The 21,724-nt window shown below is 37.5% G+C and carries 25 protein-coding genes; 12 read left to right on the forward strand and 13 right to left on the reverse strand.

Going from position 1 to position 21,724, the window contains the following annotated elements; genetic code table 11:
- Positions 1 to 7 precede the first annotated feature (7 nt).
- Positions 8 to 340, forward strand: coding sequence for a YbaB/EbfC family nucleoid-associated protein (locus tag ACY650_RS19510; protein ID WP_462250240.1), 333 nt, complete (start codon positions 8 to 10; stop codon positions 338 to 340).
- Positions 341 to 1,333, forward strand: a complete 993-nt coding sequence (locus ACY650_RS19515; protein WP_462250242.1) for a glycosyltransferase family 2 protein — start codon at positions 341 to 343, stop codon at positions 1,331 to 1,333.
- Here the strand turns inward: ACY650_RS19515 and ACY650_RS19520 are convergent.
- On the reverse strand, positions 1,330 to 1,539 hold the full coding sequence (locus ACY650_RS19520) for a PspC domain-containing protein (protein ID WP_462250244.1): 210 nt from the start codon (positions 1,537 to 1,539) through the stop codon (positions 1,330 to 1,332). The genes ACY650_RS19515 and ACY650_RS19520 overlap by 4 nt on opposite strands.
- 149 nt (positions 1,540 to 1,688) lie before the next feature.
- Here ACY650_RS19520 and ACY650_RS19525 point away from each other — a divergent pair, with 149 nt between their 5' ends.
- From ACY650_RS19525 to ACY650_RS19535, 3 genes are all read left to right on the forward strand, one after another.
- Positions 1,689 to 3,452, forward strand: coding sequence for a tetratricopeptide repeat protein (locus tag ACY650_RS19525; protein WP_462250246.1), 1,764 nt, complete (start codon positions 1,689 to 1,691; stop codon positions 3,450 to 3,452).
- A 143-nt stretch (positions 3,453 to 3,595) separates the two neighbouring features.
- On the forward strand, positions 3,596 to 4,573 hold the full coding sequence (locus ACY650_RS19530; protein ID WP_462250248.1) for a pyruvate dehydrogenase complex E1 component subunit beta: 978 nt from the start codon (positions 3,596 to 3,598) through the stop codon (positions 4,571 to 4,573).
- Positions 4,574 to 4,576: 3 nt separating this feature from the next.
- Positions 4,577 to 5,272, forward strand: a complete 696-nt coding sequence (locus ACY650_RS19535; protein WP_462250250.1) for a DUF3667 domain-containing protein — start codon at positions 4,577 to 4,579, stop codon at positions 5,270 to 5,272.
- 11 nt (positions 5,273 to 5,283) lie between these two features.
- On the opposite strand, the gene ffh is transcribed toward ACY650_RS19535, so the two are convergent.
- Entirely contained in the window at positions 5,284 to 6,612 is a 1,329-nt protein-coding gene (gene ffh / locus ACY650_RS19540) for a signal recognition particle protein (RefSeq protein ID WP_462250252.1), read from the reverse strand.
- 129 nt (positions 6,613 to 6,741) lie between these two features.
- Between ffh and ACY650_RS19545 the strand changes: the two genes are divergently transcribed.
- The gene (locus tag ACY650_RS19545) at positions 6,742 to 7,206 is read left to right on the forward strand and encodes a hypothetical protein (protein WP_462250254.1); all 465 of its coding nucleotides are present in this window, start codon (positions 6,742 to 6,744) and stop codon (positions 7,204 to 7,206) included.
- A gap of 38 nt (positions 7,207 to 7,244) precedes the next feature.
- On the opposite strand, the gene ACY650_RS19550 is transcribed toward ACY650_RS19545, so the two are convergent.
- From ACY650_RS19550 to ACY650_RS19590, 9 genes are all read right to left on the reverse strand, one after another.
- Positions 7,245 to 7,646, reverse strand: coding sequence for a DoxX family protein (locus ACY650_RS19550; RefSeq protein WP_462250256.1), 402 nt, complete (start codon positions 7,644 to 7,646; stop codon positions 7,245 to 7,247).
- Positions 7,643 to 8,092 carry a hypothetical protein gene (locus ACY650_RS19555; RefSeq protein ID WP_462250258.1) on the reverse strand — a complete coding sequence of 150 codons (450 nt, stop codon included), beginning with the start codon at positions 8,090 to 8,092 and terminating at the stop codon, positions 7,643 to 7,645. Before ACY650_RS19555 ends, ACY650_RS19550 begins: the two co-directional genes overlap by 4 nt.
- Positions 8,093 to 8,268: 176 nt before the next feature.
- Positions 8,269 to 8,739 (reverse strand): pyrophosphohydrolase domain-containing protein, encoded by a 471-nt coding sequence (locus ACY650_RS19560; RefSeq protein ID WP_462250260.1) that lies wholly within the window; start codon positions 8,737 to 8,739, stop codon positions 8,269 to 8,271.
- A 65-nt stretch (positions 8,740 to 8,804) separates the two neighbouring features.
- The gene (locus ACY650_RS19565; protein WP_462250262.1) at positions 8,805 to 8,912 is read right to left on the reverse strand and encodes a MetS family NSS transporter small subunit; all 108 of its coding nucleotides are present in this window, start codon (positions 8,910 to 8,912) and stop codon (positions 8,805 to 8,807) included.
- A complete protein-coding gene (locus ACY650_RS19570; RefSeq protein WP_462250264.1) occupies positions 8,909 to 10,393 on the reverse strand; it encodes a sodium-dependent transporter in 1,485 nt (494 codons plus the stop codon). Before ACY650_RS19570 ends, ACY650_RS19565 begins: the two co-directional genes overlap by 4 nt.
- 122 nt (positions 10,394 to 10,515) lie before the next feature.
- On the reverse strand, positions 10,516 to 12,945 hold the full coding sequence (locus ACY650_RS19575; RefSeq protein ID WP_462250266.1) for an ABC transporter permease: 2,430 nt from the start codon (positions 12,943 to 12,945) through the stop codon (positions 10,516 to 10,518).
- Between the two features lie 136 nt (positions 12,946 to 13,081).
- Positions 13,082 to 15,058 carry an OPT family oligopeptide transporter gene (locus ACY650_RS19580; protein WP_462250268.1) on the reverse strand — a complete coding sequence of 659 codons (1,977 nt, stop codon included), beginning with the start codon at positions 15,056 to 15,058 and terminating at the stop codon, positions 13,082 to 13,084.
- A gap of 118 nt (positions 15,059 to 15,176) precedes the next feature.
- Positions 15,177 to 16,085 (reverse strand): DUF4097 family beta strand repeat-containing protein, encoded by a 909-nt coding sequence (locus ACY650_RS19585; RefSeq protein ID WP_462250270.1) that lies wholly within the window; start codon positions 16,083 to 16,085, stop codon positions 15,177 to 15,179.
- 46 nt (positions 16,086 to 16,131) lie between these two features.
- Positions 16,132 to 18,198: a carboxy terminal-processing peptidase gene (locus tag ACY650_RS19590; protein WP_462250272.1), complete on the reverse strand. Its 2,067-nt coding sequence runs from the start codon at positions 18,196 to 18,198 to the stop codon at positions 16,132 to 16,134.
- Positions 18,199 to 18,315: 117 nt separating this feature from the next.
- On the opposite strand from ACY650_RS19590, the gene ACY650_RS19595 reads away from it, so the two are divergent.
- The 4 genes from ACY650_RS19595 (at position 18,316) to ACY650_RS19610 (ending at position 20,020) form a co-directional block, all read left to right on the forward strand.
- The gene (locus ACY650_RS19595) at positions 18,316 to 19,044 is read left to right on the forward strand and encodes a hypothetical protein (RefSeq protein WP_462250274.1); all 729 of its coding nucleotides are present in this window, start codon (positions 18,316 to 18,318) and stop codon (positions 19,042 to 19,044) included.
- A gap of 7 nt (positions 19,045 to 19,051) precedes the next feature.
- Positions 19,052 to 19,297, forward strand: coding sequence for a hypothetical protein (locus ACY650_RS19600; protein ID WP_462250276.1), 246 nt, complete (start codon positions 19,052 to 19,054; stop codon positions 19,295 to 19,297).
- A gap of 8 nt (positions 19,298 to 19,305) precedes the next feature.
- Positions 19,306 to 19,548, forward strand: coding sequence for a hypothetical protein (locus ACY650_RS19605; RefSeq protein ID WP_462250278.1), 243 nt, complete (start codon positions 19,306 to 19,308; stop codon positions 19,546 to 19,548).
- 79 nt (positions 19,549 to 19,627) lie between these two features.
- Positions 19,628 to 20,020: a VOC family protein gene (locus tag ACY650_RS19610; RefSeq protein WP_462250280.1), complete on the forward strand. Its 393-nt coding sequence runs from the start codon at positions 19,628 to 19,630 to the stop codon at positions 20,018 to 20,020.
- Here ACY650_RS19610 and ACY650_RS19615 read toward each other — a convergent pair whose 3' ends face one another.
- The gene (locus ACY650_RS19615; RefSeq protein ID WP_462250282.1) at positions 20,021 to 20,356 is read right to left on the reverse strand and encodes a hypothetical protein; all 336 of its coding nucleotides are present in this window, start codon (positions 20,354 to 20,356) and stop codon (positions 20,021 to 20,023) included.
- On the reverse strand, positions 20,353 to 20,898 hold the full coding sequence (locus tag ACY650_RS19620) for an RNA polymerase sigma factor (RefSeq protein ID WP_462250284.1): 546 nt from the start codon (positions 20,896 to 20,898) through the stop codon (positions 20,353 to 20,355). Before ACY650_RS19620 ends, ACY650_RS19615 begins: the two co-directional genes overlap by 4 nt.
- A 122-nt stretch (positions 20,899 to 21,020) precedes the next feature.
- On the opposite strand from ACY650_RS19620, the gene ACY650_RS19625 reads away from it, so the two are divergent.
- The gene (locus ACY650_RS19625) at positions 21,021 to 21,353 is read left to right on the forward strand and encodes a DUF6249 domain-containing protein (RefSeq protein ID WP_462250286.1); all 333 of its coding nucleotides are present in this window, start codon (positions 21,021 to 21,023) and stop codon (positions 21,351 to 21,353) included.
- Positions 21,354 to 21,511: 158 nt separating this feature from the next.
- Positions 21,512 to 21,661, forward strand: a complete 150-nt coding sequence (locus ACY650_RS19630) for a hypothetical protein (RefSeq protein WP_462250288.1) — start codon at positions 21,512 to 21,514, stop codon at positions 21,659 to 21,661.
- Positions 21,662 to 21,724 lie beyond the last annotated feature (63 nt).

Here is a 21,724-nt window from a genome sequence, read left to right on the forward strand (position 1 = left end):
GAAGGCTATGTTTGATATGATGAAAATGATGGGCAAAGTGAAGGAGATGCAATCTAAGATGAAAGAGGCCCAGGATCAGCTTAAAGACATCTCGGTTGTTGGAGAATCTGGAGGAGGCATGGTTCGAGTAACAGCTAATGGCAACAAAGAATTGGTAGGTCTCGAAATAGATGAAAGCCTTGTTAATGCTACGGATAAAGATATGATGAGAGATCTCATAATCGCGGCCGTCAATAAAGCCGTAAGTGAGGCCGATCTTAAAGCCAAAGAACATATAAAAAAATCTACGGAAGGAATGATTCCAAATATCCCAGGCATGGATCTATCAGGGATGATGTAAATGAGCAAAACTGCAATTGTCATACTTAATTACAACGGAAGAGCATATCTTGAAAAGTTTCTTCCATCAGTAATAAACTATTCTTCAAATGCTGAAATTGTAGTTGCAGATAATGCTTCAACCGACGACTCCATCCCCTATCTAAAAAGCACTTTTCCTGAAGTGCGAACGATCATTCTTAAAAAAAATCACGGATACGCTGGTGGTTACAATATGGCATTAAAAGAGGTTGATGCTGAATATTTCCTTCTGTTAAATTCTGATATAGAAGTAACAAAAGATTGGTTGAATAGTCTAGAATCATTTCTGGACTCAAATAAAGATTACGCAGCCTGCCAACCTAAAATCAAAGACTTCAACCATCAATCATTATTTGAATATGCTGGAGCAAGTGGAGGATTCATTGATTTCCTGGGATACCCATTTTGTAGAGGGAGAATCTTCAACGAAACAGAAATTGATTCAGGTCAATACAACACGCCAATTGACATCTTCTGGTCATCAGGTGCATGCATGATGATACGATCTAAAGTATTTTTTGAAGCTGGAGGTTTTGACAAAGATTTCTTTGCACATATGGAAGAGATAGATCTCTGCTGGCGCATACATAGTCTTGGCCATAAGATTAAATGCATTCCAGATTCAATCGTTTATCATGTAGGCGGAGGAACATTAGCTAAATCAAGTCCATTTAAGACTTACTTGAATTTCAGAAACGGGTTGTACCTATTGATTAAGAATTTACCGGTTCTAAAACTTACACTTAAGTTCCCAGCAAGGATAATTCTGGATTGGGTTGCTGCCGTTAAGTTCACTATTGAGGGCAATCCAAGACATGCATTGTCCGTATTTAAAGCACACTTTTCAGTACTTTTCAATTTCATGAAAATGATAAGCAAAAGGGATTTAGTCTCACTTGCGCCTAAATCTAAGCTGATGATCTATGAGTATTTCATCAAGAGAAACAAGAAATACAGTGATTTAATTAATTAATAATACCAAAGCGTATTATTTCTTCGTCTAAGCAGTTTTCTAAAATTCATCACGAAAGCCAAACCCAAATACACGATAACTGGGCTCCCAAAAGTTAAAAAAGAGGTGTAAATGAAGAATAATCGAATACTAGATGTTGGGATACGTAATTTTTCACCTAGTCGAGTACAAACTCCAAACGCATATTTTTCTAAATATTCTTGCATCTCTTAAATATAAGTACAAAGATAATCAATACAACTATTAGATAGTTGGTTCAATTGTACATGAAAATGATAATTTCGATTAATTTTGCGTGCACTATAAACTAAGAATTATACTATTTATTGTTTGTACAATTAAAAAACTGAATCAAATGAAAAAATTTAACCTAGCCATGGCTTTCGCAGCGGGAGTAATTTTACTCTCAGGATGTAAGCTTGATAAGATGATAAAATTGGCTCAGGAGAATGATCTTCAAGTTAATCCTAACCCACTTGAAGTACATGGTGGAAACGTACCATTCGAGATTAGCGCTGAGCTTCCTCCAAAAATTCTTCCTTCTAACACAAGCTTCACACTAAACACTATTTATGTGTATGGTGACCAAGAAGTTGCTGTTGGATCTGTAGAATTTACAGCTTCTGATTTTCCAAATAGCTCAAGTACTACTTCAAGAAAAGCTGCAAACTTCACATTCCCTTACCAAGATGGAATGAATCCAGGAACGCTTTATGTTCAGGGTGTTGCAACTGATCTTAAGAATGGAAAAACTAAAGAAACTGAAAGATTAGCAGTTGCTCAAGGTTTAATCATGACTTCTGGATGGGTTAAAGATGTTGCTTTAGTATCATATGCAGATCACGGTTACAACGATAAAGAAGAATTAATTCCTACTAACGTTGACTTCTATTTCGATCAAGGAAGATCAAACCTTAGAACTTCTCTATCTTATGATGGTGAGTCTAATGCTTCAAGAAGAGATATGTTAAGTGGTTTCATTGCTGAAAAGAATGTTACTCGAACAGTTACTATTACTGGTACTCACTCACCAGAAGGTACTGAAACAGTGAACAGCGATCTATCTGAAGATAGAGCTGCAACAATCGAGAAGTACTACAGAAACAGAATGGACCGATATGATTATAAAGGTGCTGCTGATTCAATTGATTTCATCCTTAAGCCAATTGTACAAGATTGGGGAGCATTCAAAGGGGCTTTAGCTTCTTACGATGGCATCAGCGACGAGGAAAAAGCGCAGTACAACAACATCATTAATGGTTCTGGATCTTTCGTAGAGAAAGAGAAAGAAATGAAAAAGCTTTCTTCTTACAAGAAAGTTTTCAAAGATGTTTACCCAGGTTTAAGATCTGCTAAAACAGAAGTTTTAACTGTTAAGCCTAAGAAATCTAATGCGGAAATAGCTGTACTTGCTAAAGCTATCACTGATGGTGAAGCAGATGCAGATACACTTTCAATTGAAGAGTTGATGTTCAGTGCAACGCTTACTCCTTCTCTTGAAGAAAAAGCTGCAATCTACAAAGCTGCTGCTGATAAGTCTGGAATGTGGCAAGCACACAACAACCTTGCAGCAGCTCATATCGAGCTTGCTAAAAGAGGTGACGCTTCTAAATTAGACGGTGCTGCAACTCAATTAGAGATTGCTATGAACAAAATGGGTGATGCACCTGAAGTTCAAGCAAACATGGGTGCTCTTCAAGTGCTACAAGGAGATTACGAAGCTGCTTATGAAACTCTAGGTGGTGTTAGTTCTTCTTCTAACGAGATTAATGGAAAAGTTAGCGCAATGAAAGGTGCTGTTGAAGTAAGAATGGCTGAGTATGACAAGGCTAAAGCTTCTTTCGCTTCTGCAACTAACAACGAAAATGTAATGGTTGACAGAGGTCTTGCACACCTTTTAAGCGGTGATTACTCTATGGCTGATGCTGAATTCAATCAAGTTGATAGAGCAGATGCTTACTACCTACTTGCAGTTTCTGCAGCAAGACAAAACAATGCTGCTGGAGTTGGATCTAATCTTAAGAAAGCAGTTGATGCTGAGCCTTCTTACAAGGACATGGCATTGAACGATCTTGAGTTTGTAAACTTCGCAGATGCAGTAAACGAGGCAGTTAAGTAATTAGCCTCTACTAAAAAATATAAAGCCCTACCAAATGGTAGGGCTTTTTTTATGTCTAGTCAAAAGGCGTAAAAACAAGAATTAATTCTCAATTAATCACGTATTCATCATTAATTTAGCACACCTAAAAACATAATCTAACTATGAGAGAAATTCAATTCAGAGAAGCGCTTGGCGAAGCAATGAGTGAAGAGATGAGAAGAGATGAAAATATCTTTCTTATGGGTGAGGAAGTAGCTGAATACAACGGCGCTTACAAGGTAAGTCAAGGCATGCTGGATGAGTTTGGCGCTAAGCGAGTGATTGACACTCCTATCGCCGAGTTAGGATTTGCTGGAATTGGAGTTGGAGCTGCAGTAAATGGTTTACGACCAATCATTGAGTTCATGACATTCAATTTCTCACTAGTAGCAATAGATCAGGTTATTAATAGTGCTGCTAAAATGCTTTCAATGTCTGGTGGACAATACAATGTTCCAATAGTATTTAGAGGCCCTACAGGTAATGCAGGTCAACTTAGTCAGCAACACTCTCAAAATTTTGAAAACTGGTATGCTAATACTGCAGGTCTAAAAGTAGTAGTTCCTTCCAATCCATATGATGCTAAAGGCCTACTAAAATCAGCAATTAGAGATGATAACCCAGTTATCTTCATGGAGTCAGAGCTTATGTATGGAGATCGTGGTGAAGTACCAGAAGAAGAATACCTACTTGAAATAGGACAAGCCAATGTCGTTAGAGAAGGATCTGATGTAACACTGCTTTCTTTTGGCAAAATGATGAAGGTAGCAAATCAAGCTGCTGATGAGTTAGCGAAAGAAGGTACACAAGCAGAAGTTATTGATCTTAGATCAGTAAGACCAATTGATTATCACACAATTGTTGAGTCGGTTAAAAAAACTAATCGTTTGGTAATTGTAGAAGAGGCGTGGCCTCTTGCTTCAATTTCCTCTGAAATTAGTCACCATGTCCAACGAAATGCTTTCGACTGGCTGGATGCTCCAATACATAGAATAACCAATAAGGACGTTTCTTTACCATACGCTCCAACATTAATCGACGAAGTACTTCCAAATGTTTCTAGAACAATAGAGGCAATAAAGGCTGTCACTTATCGATAGGTAATGCAGTGTCTAAATTGTAAAGAAGAATTTGAGGGAAAATTCTGTCCAAATTGTGGACAAAAAGCAAACACCACAAATCTATCATTTGGCACATTAGTCACAGACATTGTCAATGGATTTACAACGATAGATAGAGGCATATTTTTCAATATCTACCATTTAACAATCGCTCCTGGGCGAATGATAAATGAATATCTAGATGGTAAAAGAAAAGGTGTATTTAATCCAATAAGCTATGCAATATTAATTGTGTCTGTTTATTTGTTAGTAGAGTCATTTATTGACTGGCCTCCTAAAAACGCCAACAATCTTGAAAAAGCTACCTATTCTTTCGGATTAGCAATTGGAAGGAACATACGTGATTATTTTAAGTTTGTGTGGCTCTTCAGTATTGTCCCAATGAGTCTCGTATCAAGGGCATTCTTCTCCAAAAGAAATACCGTTGAGCATATGGCAGTTCATTCATTCTCAATAGGACATGCAACAATTGCGGCAATCATTGGCCTCTTTTTTAAAGTACCTATAGTCACAAATGCATTCGTACTGGTTATAATGACGATTGTCACATTCTCTACTTACAGAAAATATGAACACACAGCTATCAGCCTTGCATCTACATTATTCATTGTGATAATTGGAGCAATAACACCAATAATAATTGCTGCGTTAATGGTGTTAATACAAAATAACGGCTGAAACGTTTACTGTTATTTCATCCCTCCTAGCATATTCGCTAGCGCTCGCTTCCCTCCAGACTTATTCATCATCTTCATCATCTTTCTCATCTGCTCAAATTGTTTAAGCAGTTGATTTACTTCCTGTATAGAAGTCCCACTACCCTTCGCTATTCTTTGCTTTCTGTTACCGTTAAGTATTTCAGGTTGTGTGCGCTCTTTTGGAGTCATAGACTTGATAATTGCTTCTATTGGTTTAAGTGAATCATCATCTATGTCAATATCCTTGATAGCCTTTCCCATACCTGGAATCATGCCAAGCAAGTCTTTCATACTTCCCATCTTCTTCATTTGCTCCATTTGAGCTAGGAAGTCATCGAAGCCAAATTGATTTTTACGAATCTTTTTATTGATTCTTCTAGCTTCTTCTTCATCGTAATTTTGCTGCGCACGCTCAACAAGGCTGACCACATCACCCATTCCAAGAATCCTGCTTGCCATCCTATCCGGGTGAAACAGATCAATAGCATCCATCTTTTCACCTGTTGAGATATACTTAATAGGTTTATCTACTTCTTTTCTGATCGAAAGCGCAGCACCACCTCGTGTATCACCATCCAATTTGGTAAGAACAACTCCATCAAAATCTAGTCTCTCATTGAAGGTAGCCGCCGTATTAACTGCATCTTGTCCAGTCATTGAATCGACGACAAACAATGTCTCTGCCGGATTGACTGCCTGCTTAAGCTCAGAAATTTCATTCATCATTTCCTCGTCAACAGCCAAACGTCCAGCAGTATCAATTACAAGCGTCTTTTTACCATTATCCTTGGCATGCTTAATTGCATTTTTTGCAATTTGAACAGCATTTTTATTTTCAGGCTCAGCATAAACCTCCACACCCACTTGCTCTCCTAGGACCTTCAACTGATCGATCGCAGCCGGCCTATAAATATCACAAGCAGCTAGTAAAACAGTTCTACCCTGCTTTTTAAGCATGTTTGCCAGCTTTCCGGTAAATGTCGTTTTACCAGATCCTTGTAGCCCAGAAATAAGAATTATGTTAGGGTTACCATCCAAACTAATTGGCACATTGGTTTCACCCATCAGCTTTGTAAGCTCCTCTGATACAATTTTGGTTAGTAACTGTCCCGGAGAAACCGATATTAAAACATCTCGACCAAGTGCTTCTTCTTTAATCTTATCAGTGACATCCTTAGCAACTTTGTAATTAACATCGGCATCAACTAATGCTCTCCTAATCTCCTTTACAGTAGTCGCAATATTGATCTCTGTAATTTGACCTTGTCCCTTTAGCGTTTTAAACGCCCTATCCAGCTTTACACTTAAACTATCAAACATATTATTCTAAATCTTGGCGCAAAGGTATAAAATAGTGTGCAGTGATACCCAGTTTCAAGCAAAATGAAACCTTTTGTAGTAAATCTAGTATAACTAGTACCTTGCATAACAAAATACAACCAAATCAAAATGAAACGGACTATCACATTATTCACTTTAGCTTTATGTCTTGCCATAGGTGCACAGGCACAAAAAGTACAGGAAAAAGACATTATTGGTACATGGAAACTCATCATTGATATTGAAGAAGAAATGGATGAAGAAGCCGAAGAAGCGGACACCATGCTTGAAGAAGTCATCATTAAAGCTGTGTCTGGTTTTGTAGGTGGCATCTTAGATGACATTGAAATCTATTTTGAGTTTCAAAGAGACAATGATGTCAAGATTACAGTCGATGCTTACAATGAGACTGAAACTGAAACTGGCACTTGGTACATTAATAGACGCGGATACTTAGTAATTGAAGACATCGATGATGATGGAGACAGCTTCAATATCAGCACTGATGATGATGAATGGAAACTTATCGATGGGATTTTAGTAAGTGATGAACATGAAAAGAACAGAAATGTCTACATGACTAAAGTTGACTAGAATTGCACCAACCTACTCTACAATGAGAGGCAGCTATATTAGCTGCCTTTTTTTATTTGCATCCAATGATCTAAACTAAACTCACCGGCTCCATTAAATACAAGAAATATTGAACCGGCCAACATGCTAATTGCCGGATAAATACTTGGATATGGATCGCTGAGGTGCACGAGAGTTATGGCTATAATGAAGTTAAAGGTCATAACTAAACCAGCATGCCAAACCTTCCAACCCACAATGTAAAGTATCCCACATATGAATTGAGCATAGACAGAAATTATTGCTGAAAGTAAAGGAAATGGAGTTCCAAAAGCCTTCAAAAATTCTTCAAACTCCAACATTCTATCCCAAGAAAAGACATTGTCCTGCGTGCCATAGATCAAGTGAAATCCAACAGCAAATCGTATTGGTATATCTGCATATGTTTTGAGCTTATTCATTCTTTTAATAAAGTATCGACTATAACTTCCGCCGCTAGTCTACTTCCCTTTGGTGAGGGGTGAAAACCATCAGGTCCATATAATGAGTACTCTTTGTTATTGTCAAAGTATGCTCGCCAAGCCTCACCTACTGGACATAGAATTGCACCATTTTTTTCTGCTGCATCTTTATGATTCTTTATTACTCCATCAAATGTATAGTAATATGTTTGAGAAGGCCATACCATGAAATAAGCTAACTGTGTATTACTTTGCTCACATAGTTTTTGGAGTTTATTTCCGTCCTCGATAAGCATTCTCCTACCTTCACTTTGTGAGGATGGACCTTGCTGAATAACTACATAATCAAACTTTTCACTCTTAATATACTTCTGAACTTCACCATCATTCCAATGGTCAATTATTGCATAGTTTGGATATGCAAGCATTAAAGTCTTTACTTTCATGCCCCGACTCTTAGCTTCTTGTTCTACAAGAGATGGGAGATTATTTGTATACGTTAAACTATTACCAACGAACAGAATTCGTGTGGTTTGCGCCAGCATATTAATGCTCCACAGAAAAAGTAAAATTGTGATTGTAAATCGCATTGTTGTATAAACAACGCAAAATGAGGGAATCCTTATCTATCTAAAATGGACTTTAAATCTGCCGGAGAATAATTGATTGACTTCAGAGTTTTATTGTCTCCAACTCTGTATACAAGCCACTTACCATCTTGCTCTTCGTAATAAGCATCTGTGTCTTTCTCTCTCTTGTAATGAGCCACAGTCTGCTTTGCCTCCTCCTCATTTTCACAAGCCTTGCTCATATTGGATCTCTGAACTTCTTCAAACAGTTCTTTAAACTTCTCTCCCATTCCGAACTCTAAAATTGCACCTGAAAGAACGTATTGTATATCACACAACGCATCTGCAATTTCAACCACATCTTTGTCGTCAATAGCCTCCTGCAGTTCCTTTAACTCTTCTGCAATAAGAGACACCCTTAATTTACATCTATCCTCTGAAGGAATCTGTGGAGAGTCAAGAATTGGGTGTCTAAAAGTCTTATGAAATTCGGCTACTTGATTTAGTGGATCGATTTTGTCCATGGATATGAAGTGATTATTTACTAATAATTATTAATTAAAGAGAAACAAGCCATCGCTTATTTCATCTACGCTTTTTCTTTCTCGTTTCTTATTGCACGAGTTAAAAAATAAACGAATCCTCCTACGATAACTGCGAGGATTACAATCATACTTATGATAGCGCTTGTGCTCATTTCTTTACAAATTTCTTATACAAAAACCCATTTAGCAATAATCCAACTAGAATAACTACTCCCCACTGTGTTATGGTAGAGGCATTACTATATGTACCAAACAAATCCCATTGACCTTCATCGTTGAACCATGTCGAACTATAATCTTGGGATAGCCACCAATAAATTAGGAAGAAGCCGATCACGATATTGGCAAATATTGAAATCTTGAAAAAGCTGGAAGGAAGTATCATATCAGAACCCACATCAATGGTAGATTCTTTAAACTTCACAGGATTGTTCATGGCCACAGCAATTAGGATAAACAAACCTGTTACAATCAAACCTACTCCCCAAACCCAATCTTGGTTTGAAAAATAGTTTAAAGACCACGCCGAAGGAAAACCGAATACAATAAAGCAAACAATCACGAAGATTAGCGTATTTCTCTTTGAGACATTAAGATCTGCAACATTTTGCATGAACAGCTCAATCATTGGAAGCAATGAGCTAAATGCTGCAACAAACAATGCTAAGAAAAATAAAACTGACAAATAATCCCCACCGGGAACATTTGCAAATAGCATTGGAATGATTGTAAAGGTTAAGGCCTGATTGCCTGACTGTAAAAAAGAAATAGCCTCTGTATCTGAAGCAGCTAAAGCAAAAACTGCCGGAAGAATTGCCATTCCAGAAAGTAGTGATGCCGTGTTATTTCCAAAAGCACCAATAAACGTGTTAAGCGTGACATCCTCATTATCTCTAGAGAAAGCAGATAAAGTCATCATCAATCCCCAACCTGCTCCAGTACTCCATGCTGACTGAGAAAGTGCTTCTATCCAAATAGTTGAATTACTGAATAATGACCAGTCAATTGCAAACATGTACTCCAAACCACGTATACCTCCTTCCATGTTTAATGAAACAATCACGATCACAATAAGTAATGCGAATAGGCTTGGAATCAATAATTTATTGGCTTTCTCCAGACCATTTTTAACACCACGGATCAAGATGAAAGCCGCAAAAAAAACGACACATACATAAACTAGAACCGTAATCCAGTCCCCGTTGGAAATACCATTCCAAAAATTGGTCAAATAGTCAGGATCAGATTGTAGGGTTTCAAGTAATGTTCCTTCGTTAAAAATATTCTGAAATGAGAATGTTAAGTACCTAAACGACCATGCTGTAACAATTGAATAATAGAATGCTATTCCTAATGTGCATAAGGTAATAAAGAAACCCATCCAGGTATATTTCTTCCCTGCCAATTGGGCAAAGCTTCCAATTACACCTTGTTTGAATTTTTTCCCAATCGCAAATTCAGAGAGCAAGAGTGGAATAGACCAAATAAAGAGGAATAAAATCCATAACAATATGAAGGATCCTCCATACTGACCAGCTAGTCGTGGAAACCTCCATAAGTTCCCAGCGCCAATTGCCATACCTAATGCTGCCAATACAATGCCCCAGCGGTTACTAAACTGTTCTTTACTCATAGTGACTTATTGCGAAATGCGAATCCGCCAAATATATGGAAAGTTTAGCTGCTAGTTGACTATGAATTTTAAATAGAATCTTTTGTAAAATTTACCAAAATAAGCCTTGAAGATTTTGCTGATTATTCATCCTTCAAAGTAGTCGCAGGATTAATTAAAGCGGTACTTATGGTTCGATGACTTACAGTAATTGCTGCGACACCAAGAGTGGTGAAAAATGCAAGAATGAAAAATCCAATACCCATCGGAATTCTAAACTCATAGTCATTCAGCCATTGATCAAGAACATAGTATGCAGATGGAGCAGCAATTAGAAATGCAACGATAACTAAGACAAATACTTCCTTAGTGAACTTGCCAATAATACTCAGTATTGATGCTCCCAAAACTTTTCTAATACCCACCTCTTTCGTGCGATTCGCCGATATAAAAGATATAAGGCCATATAACCCTAAACATCCAATGATGATAGACACTGCCGAAAAGGTGCTCATAAGCGTTGCAACGCTTTGCTCTTGTTCATAATTTGCTTCAAGCTGTTCGTCAAAGAAATTCCAGTCTATTACGAACTCTGGATATACTTTCTCCCAGGTATCCTCGAAGTGCGAAATTGCTGCATTTATATTGGCACCATCTTTCGTTTTAAAAGCTAACTCATAGTAAACTCCAGGATCTCTTAATAACATCACATACTGTAATTCTTGACTTAAATCTTGCGAATGAAAATCCCTCATCACACCTATTACTTTAAGATTTCCTCGCATCCATCCTGTTGTAAGACTTTCACCAATAGCGCCAGCGTAGTCTTCTTTAAAGCCCATTAAATCTGCAATTTTCTGATTGACTACTACATAACTAGAACTATCATCTTTGCGAATATTTCTTCCTGCTAATATTTCAAGGCCAAACAAATTCACATATTCTTCATCTGCAGGCTTATAGCTTGCATTGAAATCCTCTTCTATATTAAGTGGTGGGTAGTTAAAATTTGAGTGTGAATTAGAATTGCCAGTTGGAGAACTTAATGAGAAAGTGATGTTTTCAATAGCAGGATTTTCCAGCATGAGAGTCTTAAATCTTGCAGTTTTAACCTCATCTCGCTCTGGCAAATAACTCATTACAATAGCTTCCTTATCAAAGCCTAGATCCTTCTCAAGGAAATAGCTCATTTGAGCACCAATGATCACCGTACCAATTATTAAAAATTGAGAAATAGTGAATTGAGCTACAACAAGTGTTTTTCTCAGGTTTAGACCTCCAGAATGATTTTTTGCAGTAATCTTACTTTTAAGAGCCTTAACGGTATTCATACTGCTTAAAAGTATTGAAGGATAGAAACCAGAAAGAAAGCTTACTAGAATCAACAGTAAGAACATGAATCCAATAGTCTCAAAACTTGAGAATAAATCAAGTGAAAGTCTTGTACCAACTACCTCCTCTAACTGCACAAATAGGAATTCCGCGATAGCAAGTGAGCAAAACAATGAAACCAAGGTAATCAAGGTAATCTCAGTGAAGAATTGAATAACCAACTGACCAGAGTAGCCACCAATTGCTTTTCTAATTCCAATCTCTTTAGATCTATTGGCCGCCTGCGCAGTGGCTAAATTTATGAAGTTGATGCACGCTGTTAGTATTAGAAATATTGCGATTACCATCAATGCATTCAGCAATGCCGGAGACGTTGAATATCCATAGTTACCATAGTCCTGATCATAGTGAATTTCGGAGATAGGTTGTGCAACAAACCTTCTTCTTTCCGAAGCCCCTTCTTCATAATGTTTTTCTACAAAGTCTATCAGTTTTGTGTTAAACGCTTCTGCGTAAAAACCATTATTTACTAAAACATAAGTATTCGTACTTGAGCTTGTTGAATTCCACCTTGTACCATCTCCAAAGTAAGGGTTGCTTGCTTTCTGTGAATTATAATCAAGCATTACAGTGAATGGAAAGTTTGTCGCCTCTGGAGGATCGGCTACAACTCCAACAATTTTAAAATCTTGTAGATTGCCCACATTTAGGCTTTTACCCATTGCCTCTGCTTCCGCTCCTTCATCAAAACCAAAAAATTTACGACTCTCAGATGCAGATATAACAGCTGTGTTTGGTTCAGTTAAAGCGTTTTTAGGGTCACCAGCAATGAAATCAACTGAAAACATATCGAAATATGCATTATCCAAATACGCAACACCCTCCTCTAAAAGAAACTTCTTAATTTCTGTTCCCTCTTTAATATTGATTTGATCTCCTCCTACATAATGCGTCCGTGTAACCTTTTCTATGTCAGGGTAATCTTCACGAATTGCAGGGCCTACCGGATGCGGCGTGCCAGAACCCTTGCTAACATCACCAGCCCTAATACTCTGACTAACAATCCTATAAATAGAATCATAATTTTCTTGATGCTTGTCAAAGCTATTTTCAAAGACAATCACCTTGTATATAACCAAAGCACAGCCAATTCCGAGTGCTAAGCCTAGTACGTTTAATATACTGTAAACCTTATTTCGGGAAAGGTTTCTAAGTGCTGTCTTTAAATAATTCTTAAGCATGGGTATTGGGTTTCCTCCTAATTAAAATCAAAATCATGCCAGACTACCTAACTATCTGATATACAAAAAAATACACCTGAGCTCACTTATGAATGTGAAGTCAGGTGTACACTTTTTACGTTCGTTTCCGAACAGACTATTCTTCTTTGGAAACCTTAACTACTGTTCTGAAAATAAAGAATATTATTAATGCAAAAACTAAAAGTCCAGGTAAGCTACTAGCGTTCTGGAATATTCTTAATGCATTAGGATCTCCTCCAGATTTCATTATTCCAACCGTAAGTCCTGCACCCATTATTCCCATCAAAGCCTCTCCTGTAATCAAACCAGATGCCAATAGCAATCCAGAATTGTTGGCCTTTTCTTCATTACTGCTAGACTTAGTTTTCTTGCTTAAGAAATAAGCTAAAACGCCTCCAACAAATATCGAAGAATCCAGTTCAAAAGGAAGATAAAGGCCCACAGCTACAGCCAAAACAGGCATTCTGAATTCAGATCCTTTAGATTTTAAGTATTGATCAACTAAAATAATCGCTACAGCAATTCCCGCTCCTATATAAATAATATTCCATGGTAATCCTCCACCAAAAATACCTTGAGCCACACTCATCATAAGCGTCGCTTGAGGAGCCGCTAAAGAATTAGGCTGCTCTGGAGTTGGAGCTCCAATCCCATTTCCAATCAATAAAATATTAAGAACTATTGGAATCGCAAGGGCTCCTGCAACTACTCCAACCATTTGCATGATTTGCTGTTTCCTAGGTGTAGCACCTAATATATGTCCTGCCTTTAAATCTTGCATATTGTCACCTGCTATCGCTGCGGCACAACAAACAACAGCTCCAATTAATATAGCCCCTGCTGCTCCTGCAAGGTCATTCCCTGTTCCCATCAGTGTCAATAATAGCAAAGAAGCAGAAAGAATAGTTGCTATAGTTACGCCAGAAATAGGGTTATTTGAACTACCGACAAGTCCAGCCATATAGCCTGCAACTGCAGAAAAAAGAAAACCAGCAATAACCATAATTATGGTCATGGTTGCTGTAATTCCTATTTCAGAAATTGCTGATTGATAAATTAAAAAAATTGGAATAGTTAGAACTCCTATTCCTATCAAAACCCAAGACATTGGGGTATCTAATTCTGTTCTGGCTTGATCTTTCAAAGAACCACCGCCCTTTTTAAATGCCTGAACACCGGCTTTAAAAGCAGATCCTAACGAGCCGGCAAGACTTAGTAAAGCCCAAAGACCACCTACAACCATGGCGCCAACACCCAAGTACCTCATCTTAGCGCTCCAAAGTGCTCCTCCAATATTGTCAACAGTCACATCACTAATGCTTGCAAACTTCCCAAGTTCTACCAATTCTGCAGCTACTGCATCAAATCCATTTGAGCCAATATAAACAGGCATGCCAATCCACCAGGTAATTACACCACCAAAAAACACTAAGAAGGAAATATTAAGACCCACTATATACCCAACAGCAACCAATGCTGGCGAAAGATTTAAACTAAAGTAGCCGTAGAATTTTTGACCAATCAATGTTGCTCTTTCAAACAAACCACTCCATAAATTCAGAGTTGAATCTGCTAACTTAAACAGCAGGCCAATGAGTGAGCCCCAAATAAGGTATTTAACTGATTTTCCACCCTCTTCTCCTGTTTTTAATACTTCAGCGGTAGCAACACCTTCAGGAAACTTAAGATTCTCTTCAACGATTAACGCTCTTCTCAAAGGAATTGTGAACAGCACTCCAAGTACACCGCCACATAATGCAATAGTTACCGTTTCAAAATAATTGAACTCTTCCCAATAGCCCATAATGACTAATGCAGGTATTGTGAAGATTACTCCAGCGGCAAGTGATTCACCGGCAGAAGCGGCAGTTTGAACAAGGTTGTTTTCAAGAATATTTGAGTTCTTGAAAACCTTTAGTAGTGCCATCGAAATTACTGCGGCAGGTATTGATGCAGAAACTGTCAGTCCTGCAAAAAGACCGAAGTAAGCATTTGCAGCAGATAGAACTACTGAGAGCAAGGCTCCAAGCACGACTGCCTTAACCGTAATTTCTGGTAAGCTGGTATTAGAATCAATATATGGTTTTTCCATTACGTTGGTTTTGGGTTAGGGTTAATAAGTTGATAGCCGACAAAAATGTCTATTTGTCTGGATAAAACAAAAAAAGGGTAACCTATGGCTACCCTTACTTGTAAATTAAAGTTTTTTGTTATTCATATTCTTGGCTTCCGCTGGAGGTCGTTCCAGAAATTTTAATTCCTCCTCTATCAATTACCATTCGTTTTTCACCTGAGCGGTTACCCACTTCTAAATCTCCTGAGGTAGCAGTCAGATCAAAACTTAAATCTTGAAGGTCATTAATGAAGTCAATTTCAATATCACCAGAAGTCGCATCGAAGTAGCAATTATCATTAAGTTCAATTCCGTACCCATCGATATTACCAGATGATGTTCTTGCTCTAATCGATCCTATACCTTTTCGAATTTCTACATCTCCGGATGTAGCTTGAACTTCTATTTCACCCTTAAACCCTGAGATAGTTATATCACCAGAACTGGCACGTGTTTCAATATCTCCTTTTGAATTATAAATATCTTGATCGCCGCTAGTCGACTCAATTTCAGAATCCCCGGTTAGTCCGTCAATGTCAATATCTCCACTAGATGTTTCCACTTCAAGGTTAGCTACGATACTTCTAAGAGTGATATCACCACTTGAAGCTTCTATTTTTGAAGTTGAAGCCCTCAAATTTGCAACGTTTACATCTCCAGAGCTATTGTCGATATCCAGCTTGACACCATCTACTATAGTTAAATCTATTCTTGATTCAGTGATTCGATAGTTTTTCCAACTCCTATCCCTTTGTCTGTCAACACGAATAACAAGCGTCTTACCCACGATATCTGTTTCGAATCGATAGTCGCCTTCATCGCCACTGCCCGTTATCTTTCCTTTGAAGTAAACTCGATCTCCTTTGTTCACAAACACATCAACAAATGATCCTTCAATTCTAACTTCATCAATATTCTCAGCCTCTAATTCGGCTTTAGCTAGAATGTTTTGAGAAAATGCTGATAAGGAAACAGCAATAGCGAGGGTGAATACAATTTTCTTCATGACTTTTAATATTTAGTATAAAGATGAAGAATAATCGAAATGGTTGCTAACCAACTTTGTATTTTTTTATCGCAGCTAACAACTTTAGTCCTTCCTTCAAGTAAGGATCCTTTCTCAACTTTTCATCAATTGCATCTTGATCGTCAATATCGCTGTTATCAATAGTTGTATCTAAGCCTTCATCGTCATCGTCATCATCATTGTCATTGTCAGCTCTTCTTGTTTCTAAGTTGAGAGATACAGATGTTCTGTCTCGACTCTCTCTAGCTTTCTCAATATCTCTTACCAGTTTTTGCAGATCTGGATCAGTATTCAAATCCTCTCTGTAAAGGGCATTTAAATGATCTAATAACTCTTCAGAAACGGTATTCGTAGGATTAAAATTAGCGCTTGCTATCTCATCCCATGGTAAAGCATTCTCACGACTAGCCTCGCCAAAATCCTCTTGAGAATAGATTGACGGGAACTGTACGTCTGGAGCAATACCTACCCTCTGGTTACTACTTCCTGTAACTCTGTAGAACTTGGCAAGTGTCATTTTAATTTGACCAAGATTTAGTTCAGGGTTTCTGATGTACTGACTAAGATCTATAACATTTTGAACGGTGCCTTTACCAAAAGTACTTTCACCTATGATTACTCCTCTTCTGTAGTCTTGAATCGCTCCAGAAAATATTTCAGATGCCGAAGCACTACCTCTATTTACTAGAACTGCTAGCGGACCATTGTAGAAAACTTCACCTCCATCTTCGTCATCCATCTTATCAACTGATTGATCATAATTTCTAACCTGAACTACTGGTCCATCTGGGATGAACAGACCACTCATTTCAATCGCTTCCTGTAATGAACCTCCACCATTGAATCTTAAGTCTATCATCAACCCGTCCATTCCTTGCTCTTCAAGTTCTGTGATTAATTTCTTGACATCTCTGGTTGTACTCCTATAATCTTCTTTGCCAGCTCTAAGTCCATCAAAGTCTAAATAAAAACTTGGCACCGTGATTACACCTAAATTGTAGGTTGTATTCCCTTCAGTTATAGGAATCATTTCAGATTTAGCCGCTGACTGTTCGAGGTTTATTTTATCCCGCACTAACCTAAGCGTGTCTGGAAGAGCATTTATACCCTCGCTTGCTTTTAAGATTTGCAGTCTCACAACTGTCCCCTTTGGCCCACGGATTTTAGCGACTACATCATCAAGCCTCCATCCTATCACATCTAAGAATTCCCCATCATCGCCCTGAGCGACACCGATGATTCGATCATCTTTAAGTAGCGCCTTGCTTTTATATGCCGGTCCTCCTGGAATAATGTCGGCTACCTGAGTGTAATCTAAATTTTGCATGAGCCTTGCTCCAATACCTTCTAAAGAAAGACTCATGTCAATCTGAAAGTTCTCAGCATCTGGCGGTGAAAAATAGTCGGTATGAGGATCGTAAGCATTCGTGTAAGCATTCATATAGCTCTGAAATACATCCTCACTATTGTATTGATAAATAGCTTTTTGAATTCGCTGATATCGCTTCTTTAAGCTTTTGGAAATATCTTCCCAATCCCTGCCTGCCAATTTATAGCTAAGTGCAGCATTCTTTATGATCTTGCGCCAAACTTCATTTTGCTCCTCTTGTGTAGTAGGCCAATCCGCTTTTTCTCGATCAAACATATAAGACTCTTCTTTTGAGAAGTCGAATTCTGTTTCAAGGAGTGTGAAAACATAATCGATTTGATTAAGTGCCCTTTCACGATAGACATCAAATACATCATAGGCAAATTGCAGTTCTCCTGAAGGAATTTGATTGTCTAATTCGAAACGAAGCTTTTCAAATTTCTCAACGTCCGAGGCAAAGAAATATGCTTTGTTTGGATCAAGAGATGAAAAGTAATTGTCGAACACAACAGAGGAAATGGAATCAGATAAAGAAAGCTTTCTGTAGTGAATCCTCTTAAGTAAATTAGTAATCACATATGCTTCACTAGGATGCTCTTCTTTTGGCTTAAGAACTTTTAGGGTGTCCCCTTCCAAAAAGGATTGAATATTACTTCCATATTCAGACGAAACTCCAAATGAAGTTAGAATTACAAACCCAGCTATCAACAACAACTTTTTCATATAAAATCTTTTTAGACGTATTCCTTCAACGCAAGATTGAAAGAATTGATTTTAAAAATAGTCGATTTTTTGTGAGCGGTAAACCAACTAAGATTAAACGACTATTTTTATAGTTCAATGAAGAGTTTCAACAAATATGTAGCTCCTTTTATCATTGTTCTTATCATTCCAGTGATAGTCTCAAACATCATGGGATTTAAGTTGGGTAGCTATGGTATGGCAATAATAACAGGCATTCTAGCCTCCTACTATTTCTATATTGACAATCCTCATGAACCATTTAAAAAGGCTATATCAGCTGGGATCTTTATTTGGATATTCGCAACAGCACTAAATCAAGAAGTCATACGCGGCAGCCTCATTGTTTCTCTAAGCGCGGGAATACTTGGCTACTTGTATTTCTTGAGATTTAAAGCTAAGGAAATTAAAAATTTGCTGGATTCTATTAAACTGGCGTGTGTACTTGCTCTTGTTCCCGCCACTTATATCCCGGGTGTACCAATATTCTTAAGCGCCATATTAATTTATATCTTTCTATTAGACAGACTTATAATTAACAATAACATGAAAAAAACCACTCAAATAATAGTTTTTAGTGTGATGTGTTTAATATGTCTCACGTTTCTGGTCTACTCGTTTATCAAAGCTGATGAGGCAGACAAATCGAGAATCGAAGCTGAGAATCAATTTAGCGAGCGGATTAGAGTCGAAAAAGAATCTGACGCGCTTAGGAAAATGGCTCTGGAAGCCGCCTCGGAGGCCAAGAGACAAGAAGCAATGGCGTTAGAACAACGTGAAGTTGCTGAGGAATTAAAAAAAGCCTTAGAATTGTGTCAATCAAAATAATTCAGTTATGCTCAAAAACATCCTAATCACCGTTCTTTCCATTCTTTGTGCATTGTTGTTCTTCTACGCATTCGTAAAGGCTGATGAAGCTGATAAAGCGCGGATGGAAGCTCAAGCCCAAAGAAATGAAGCTATAATACTTCAAAAAGAAGCTGATATGCTCAAGGAAGATGCATTAATGTCGGCCGCAGAAGCCAAAAGAATGGAATCGGAAGCTATGAGACTGCGAGAAGAACTTAATAATTGTAAATAGAGATTATTATGAAAAAGAATGTTGCAATCGGCATCTTATCTATTCTCTGTCTTTTCTTTTCCGTGTATTCGTTTATTAAAGCCGATGAGGCTCAAAAAGCGATGTTAGAAACACAAGTTCAGAGAAATGAAGTCCTAAGATTACAGAAAGAAGCAGATCAACTGAAGGAAGATGCATTGGAGGCGGCCGCAGAAGCTTTAAAACAAATGAAACGAGCTGAAAAAGCGTTGCAAGATTGCCGTGGCAATTGACTCACACTTTCAGGTGATTTTCACATTTCTTTTTTCGAAGGCCATTTTTCTTTCTTTATTTGACTCAAACGAATAAGTTATGAAAAAGCGAGTAACTGGTATTGGAGGCATCTTCTTCAAAACAGAAAATGTTGAGCAAATGAAGGAATGGTATGGCAAACACTTGGGAATAGAAACTGATCAATATGGCGGACTATTCAAATGGCGTGATCATGATGACAAAGAACAAGTGTGCACCACATCTTGGAGTCCATTCAGTAAAGACACAAACTATTTTGGACCAAGCGAAAAAGAATACATGTTTAACTATCGTGTTGAAAATCTGGTGGAGCTTTTAGAAGAACTCAAAAAGGAAGGTGTTACCGTGGTAGGAGAAATCGAAGAATATGAATATGGGAAGTTTGGATGGATAATGGATCCAGAAGGAAGAAAAATAGAGCTTTGGGAACCTATTGATGCTCCATTCCTTTAATCACACTGCCAACTTATTTTTCACCAGCCTTTTATCGAGATATTGTATAACTGCAATCAACACCCCTACTAATACCGCTATTGGAGTAAGATTAGGTATTGTACCATTCATAGAATTAAAACTACCTAATAGATTCGGCAGGAAATATGAGATAGTAGCATAACCAAATCCAAAAATGGTCATCGTACCAGCAAGCATCCAGAAATATAATTTCCTCTGACTGACCTTTTCACTTCTCTTTATCGCGCTTAATACCTTGTCTTTAAAATCTTTTCGCAATTCAAATGCAGGCTCCATTTTGAGCGCTTCATCTATAATTTTTTCAATATCCTTCATAGTAGTGCAATCTCCTTTCTTGCATGGTCTTCTACAATATTTTTCAATTTGGTTCTGGCTCGATGAATGTAATTTTTAACGGTTCCCTCTGGCATTTCTGTTATTTCTACAATTTCAGGATAACTGAATCCATCTAAATAAAACAACGTCAAAACAGTTTTATAATTAACCGGTAGTTGATCCACCAAATTTAATATGAACTGTTTCATATCTTCTTGCTCAGTAATCTCTGCCTCCTCTCCTATATCAAATACAACTTGGTCTATATCAACTTGATCTATCTTCTTCTTTTTAGCAAAATTTACAGCCATGCGATAGGCTATTGTAGCAATCCAGGTAGATAACTTAGATTCGAAATTGAAGCCGTCGAGTTTGTTAATTACTTTGATGAAAACATCTTGACACAATTCTTCACGGTCCATATCATCTTTCACGACACGAGCGACCATATGAATTACTAGTCGCTCATATTTACCTATGAGCATCCTAACAGCCGAATCGCTACCGCTTAAAACTTGACGTACGAGTTGTTTTTCATCCATTTTAAGTATTAGTCATTACTGACTTCATAAATGTTGCAGCAAAAAATATTTTATTTTCTGCAACATTAGCGAACACTCCACTTGTCATAAGTGAAAAGATGTTCAATTAAAAATTACAAATTATGCATGATTTAATTCCAATAGTTGCAATCATATCAGTTTTTGGATCTGTAATACTATTTGTTTCAACTCTTACTAATTATTCACTAAAGAAAAGATTGATAGAAAAAGAAATGGTGAATTCTGAAACTGCCGACTTGCTAACTAAAAAGTATAGCAGACATAGTGCATTAAAATGGGGTCTTATCGTATTATTTGGCGGATTAGGATTAATCGTGATTGATGCAATGAATTTAGACAATGATGATGCAATGCCTTACGGTATCGAAGCGGTGAGTATCGCAATAGGTTTCTTGATTTATTATGTAATAATGAAAAAAGAAGTGGAGGACTAATGAGAGAAATTGGCGCAACCCAAAGGTCAAACACTCAAATACATAAAGGAAGTTGCGCCATTTTTATTCATCTAAGAAAATCACCCATTCATCTATAATAATTTTTTTTTCTTCCTCGCTTTAAACCTTTAGTGGTCTTAATGGGTCCAAAGGATCCTATGAAGAAGTGGAAAATCCTAATCAAACTACTTTATTTGCTAGTCCTATTTGCGATAGCCGCATATAAATGGGATGGAGAATCTCAGTTAATTGACTCTGATCCAAAGATTGATCCAACGGCAATCCAACAAGCCTATTACGAGGCTTAAAGATCATTTTCATTCCATCTAGTAGAAGTTATATTTGCGGAACAAAATTCTGTTTATAACTCA

The organism is Ekhidna sp., from assembly GCF_963691765.1.
Classification (GTDB): domain Bacteria; phylum Bacteroidota; class Bacteroidia; order Cytophagales; family Cyclobacteriaceae; genus Ekhidna.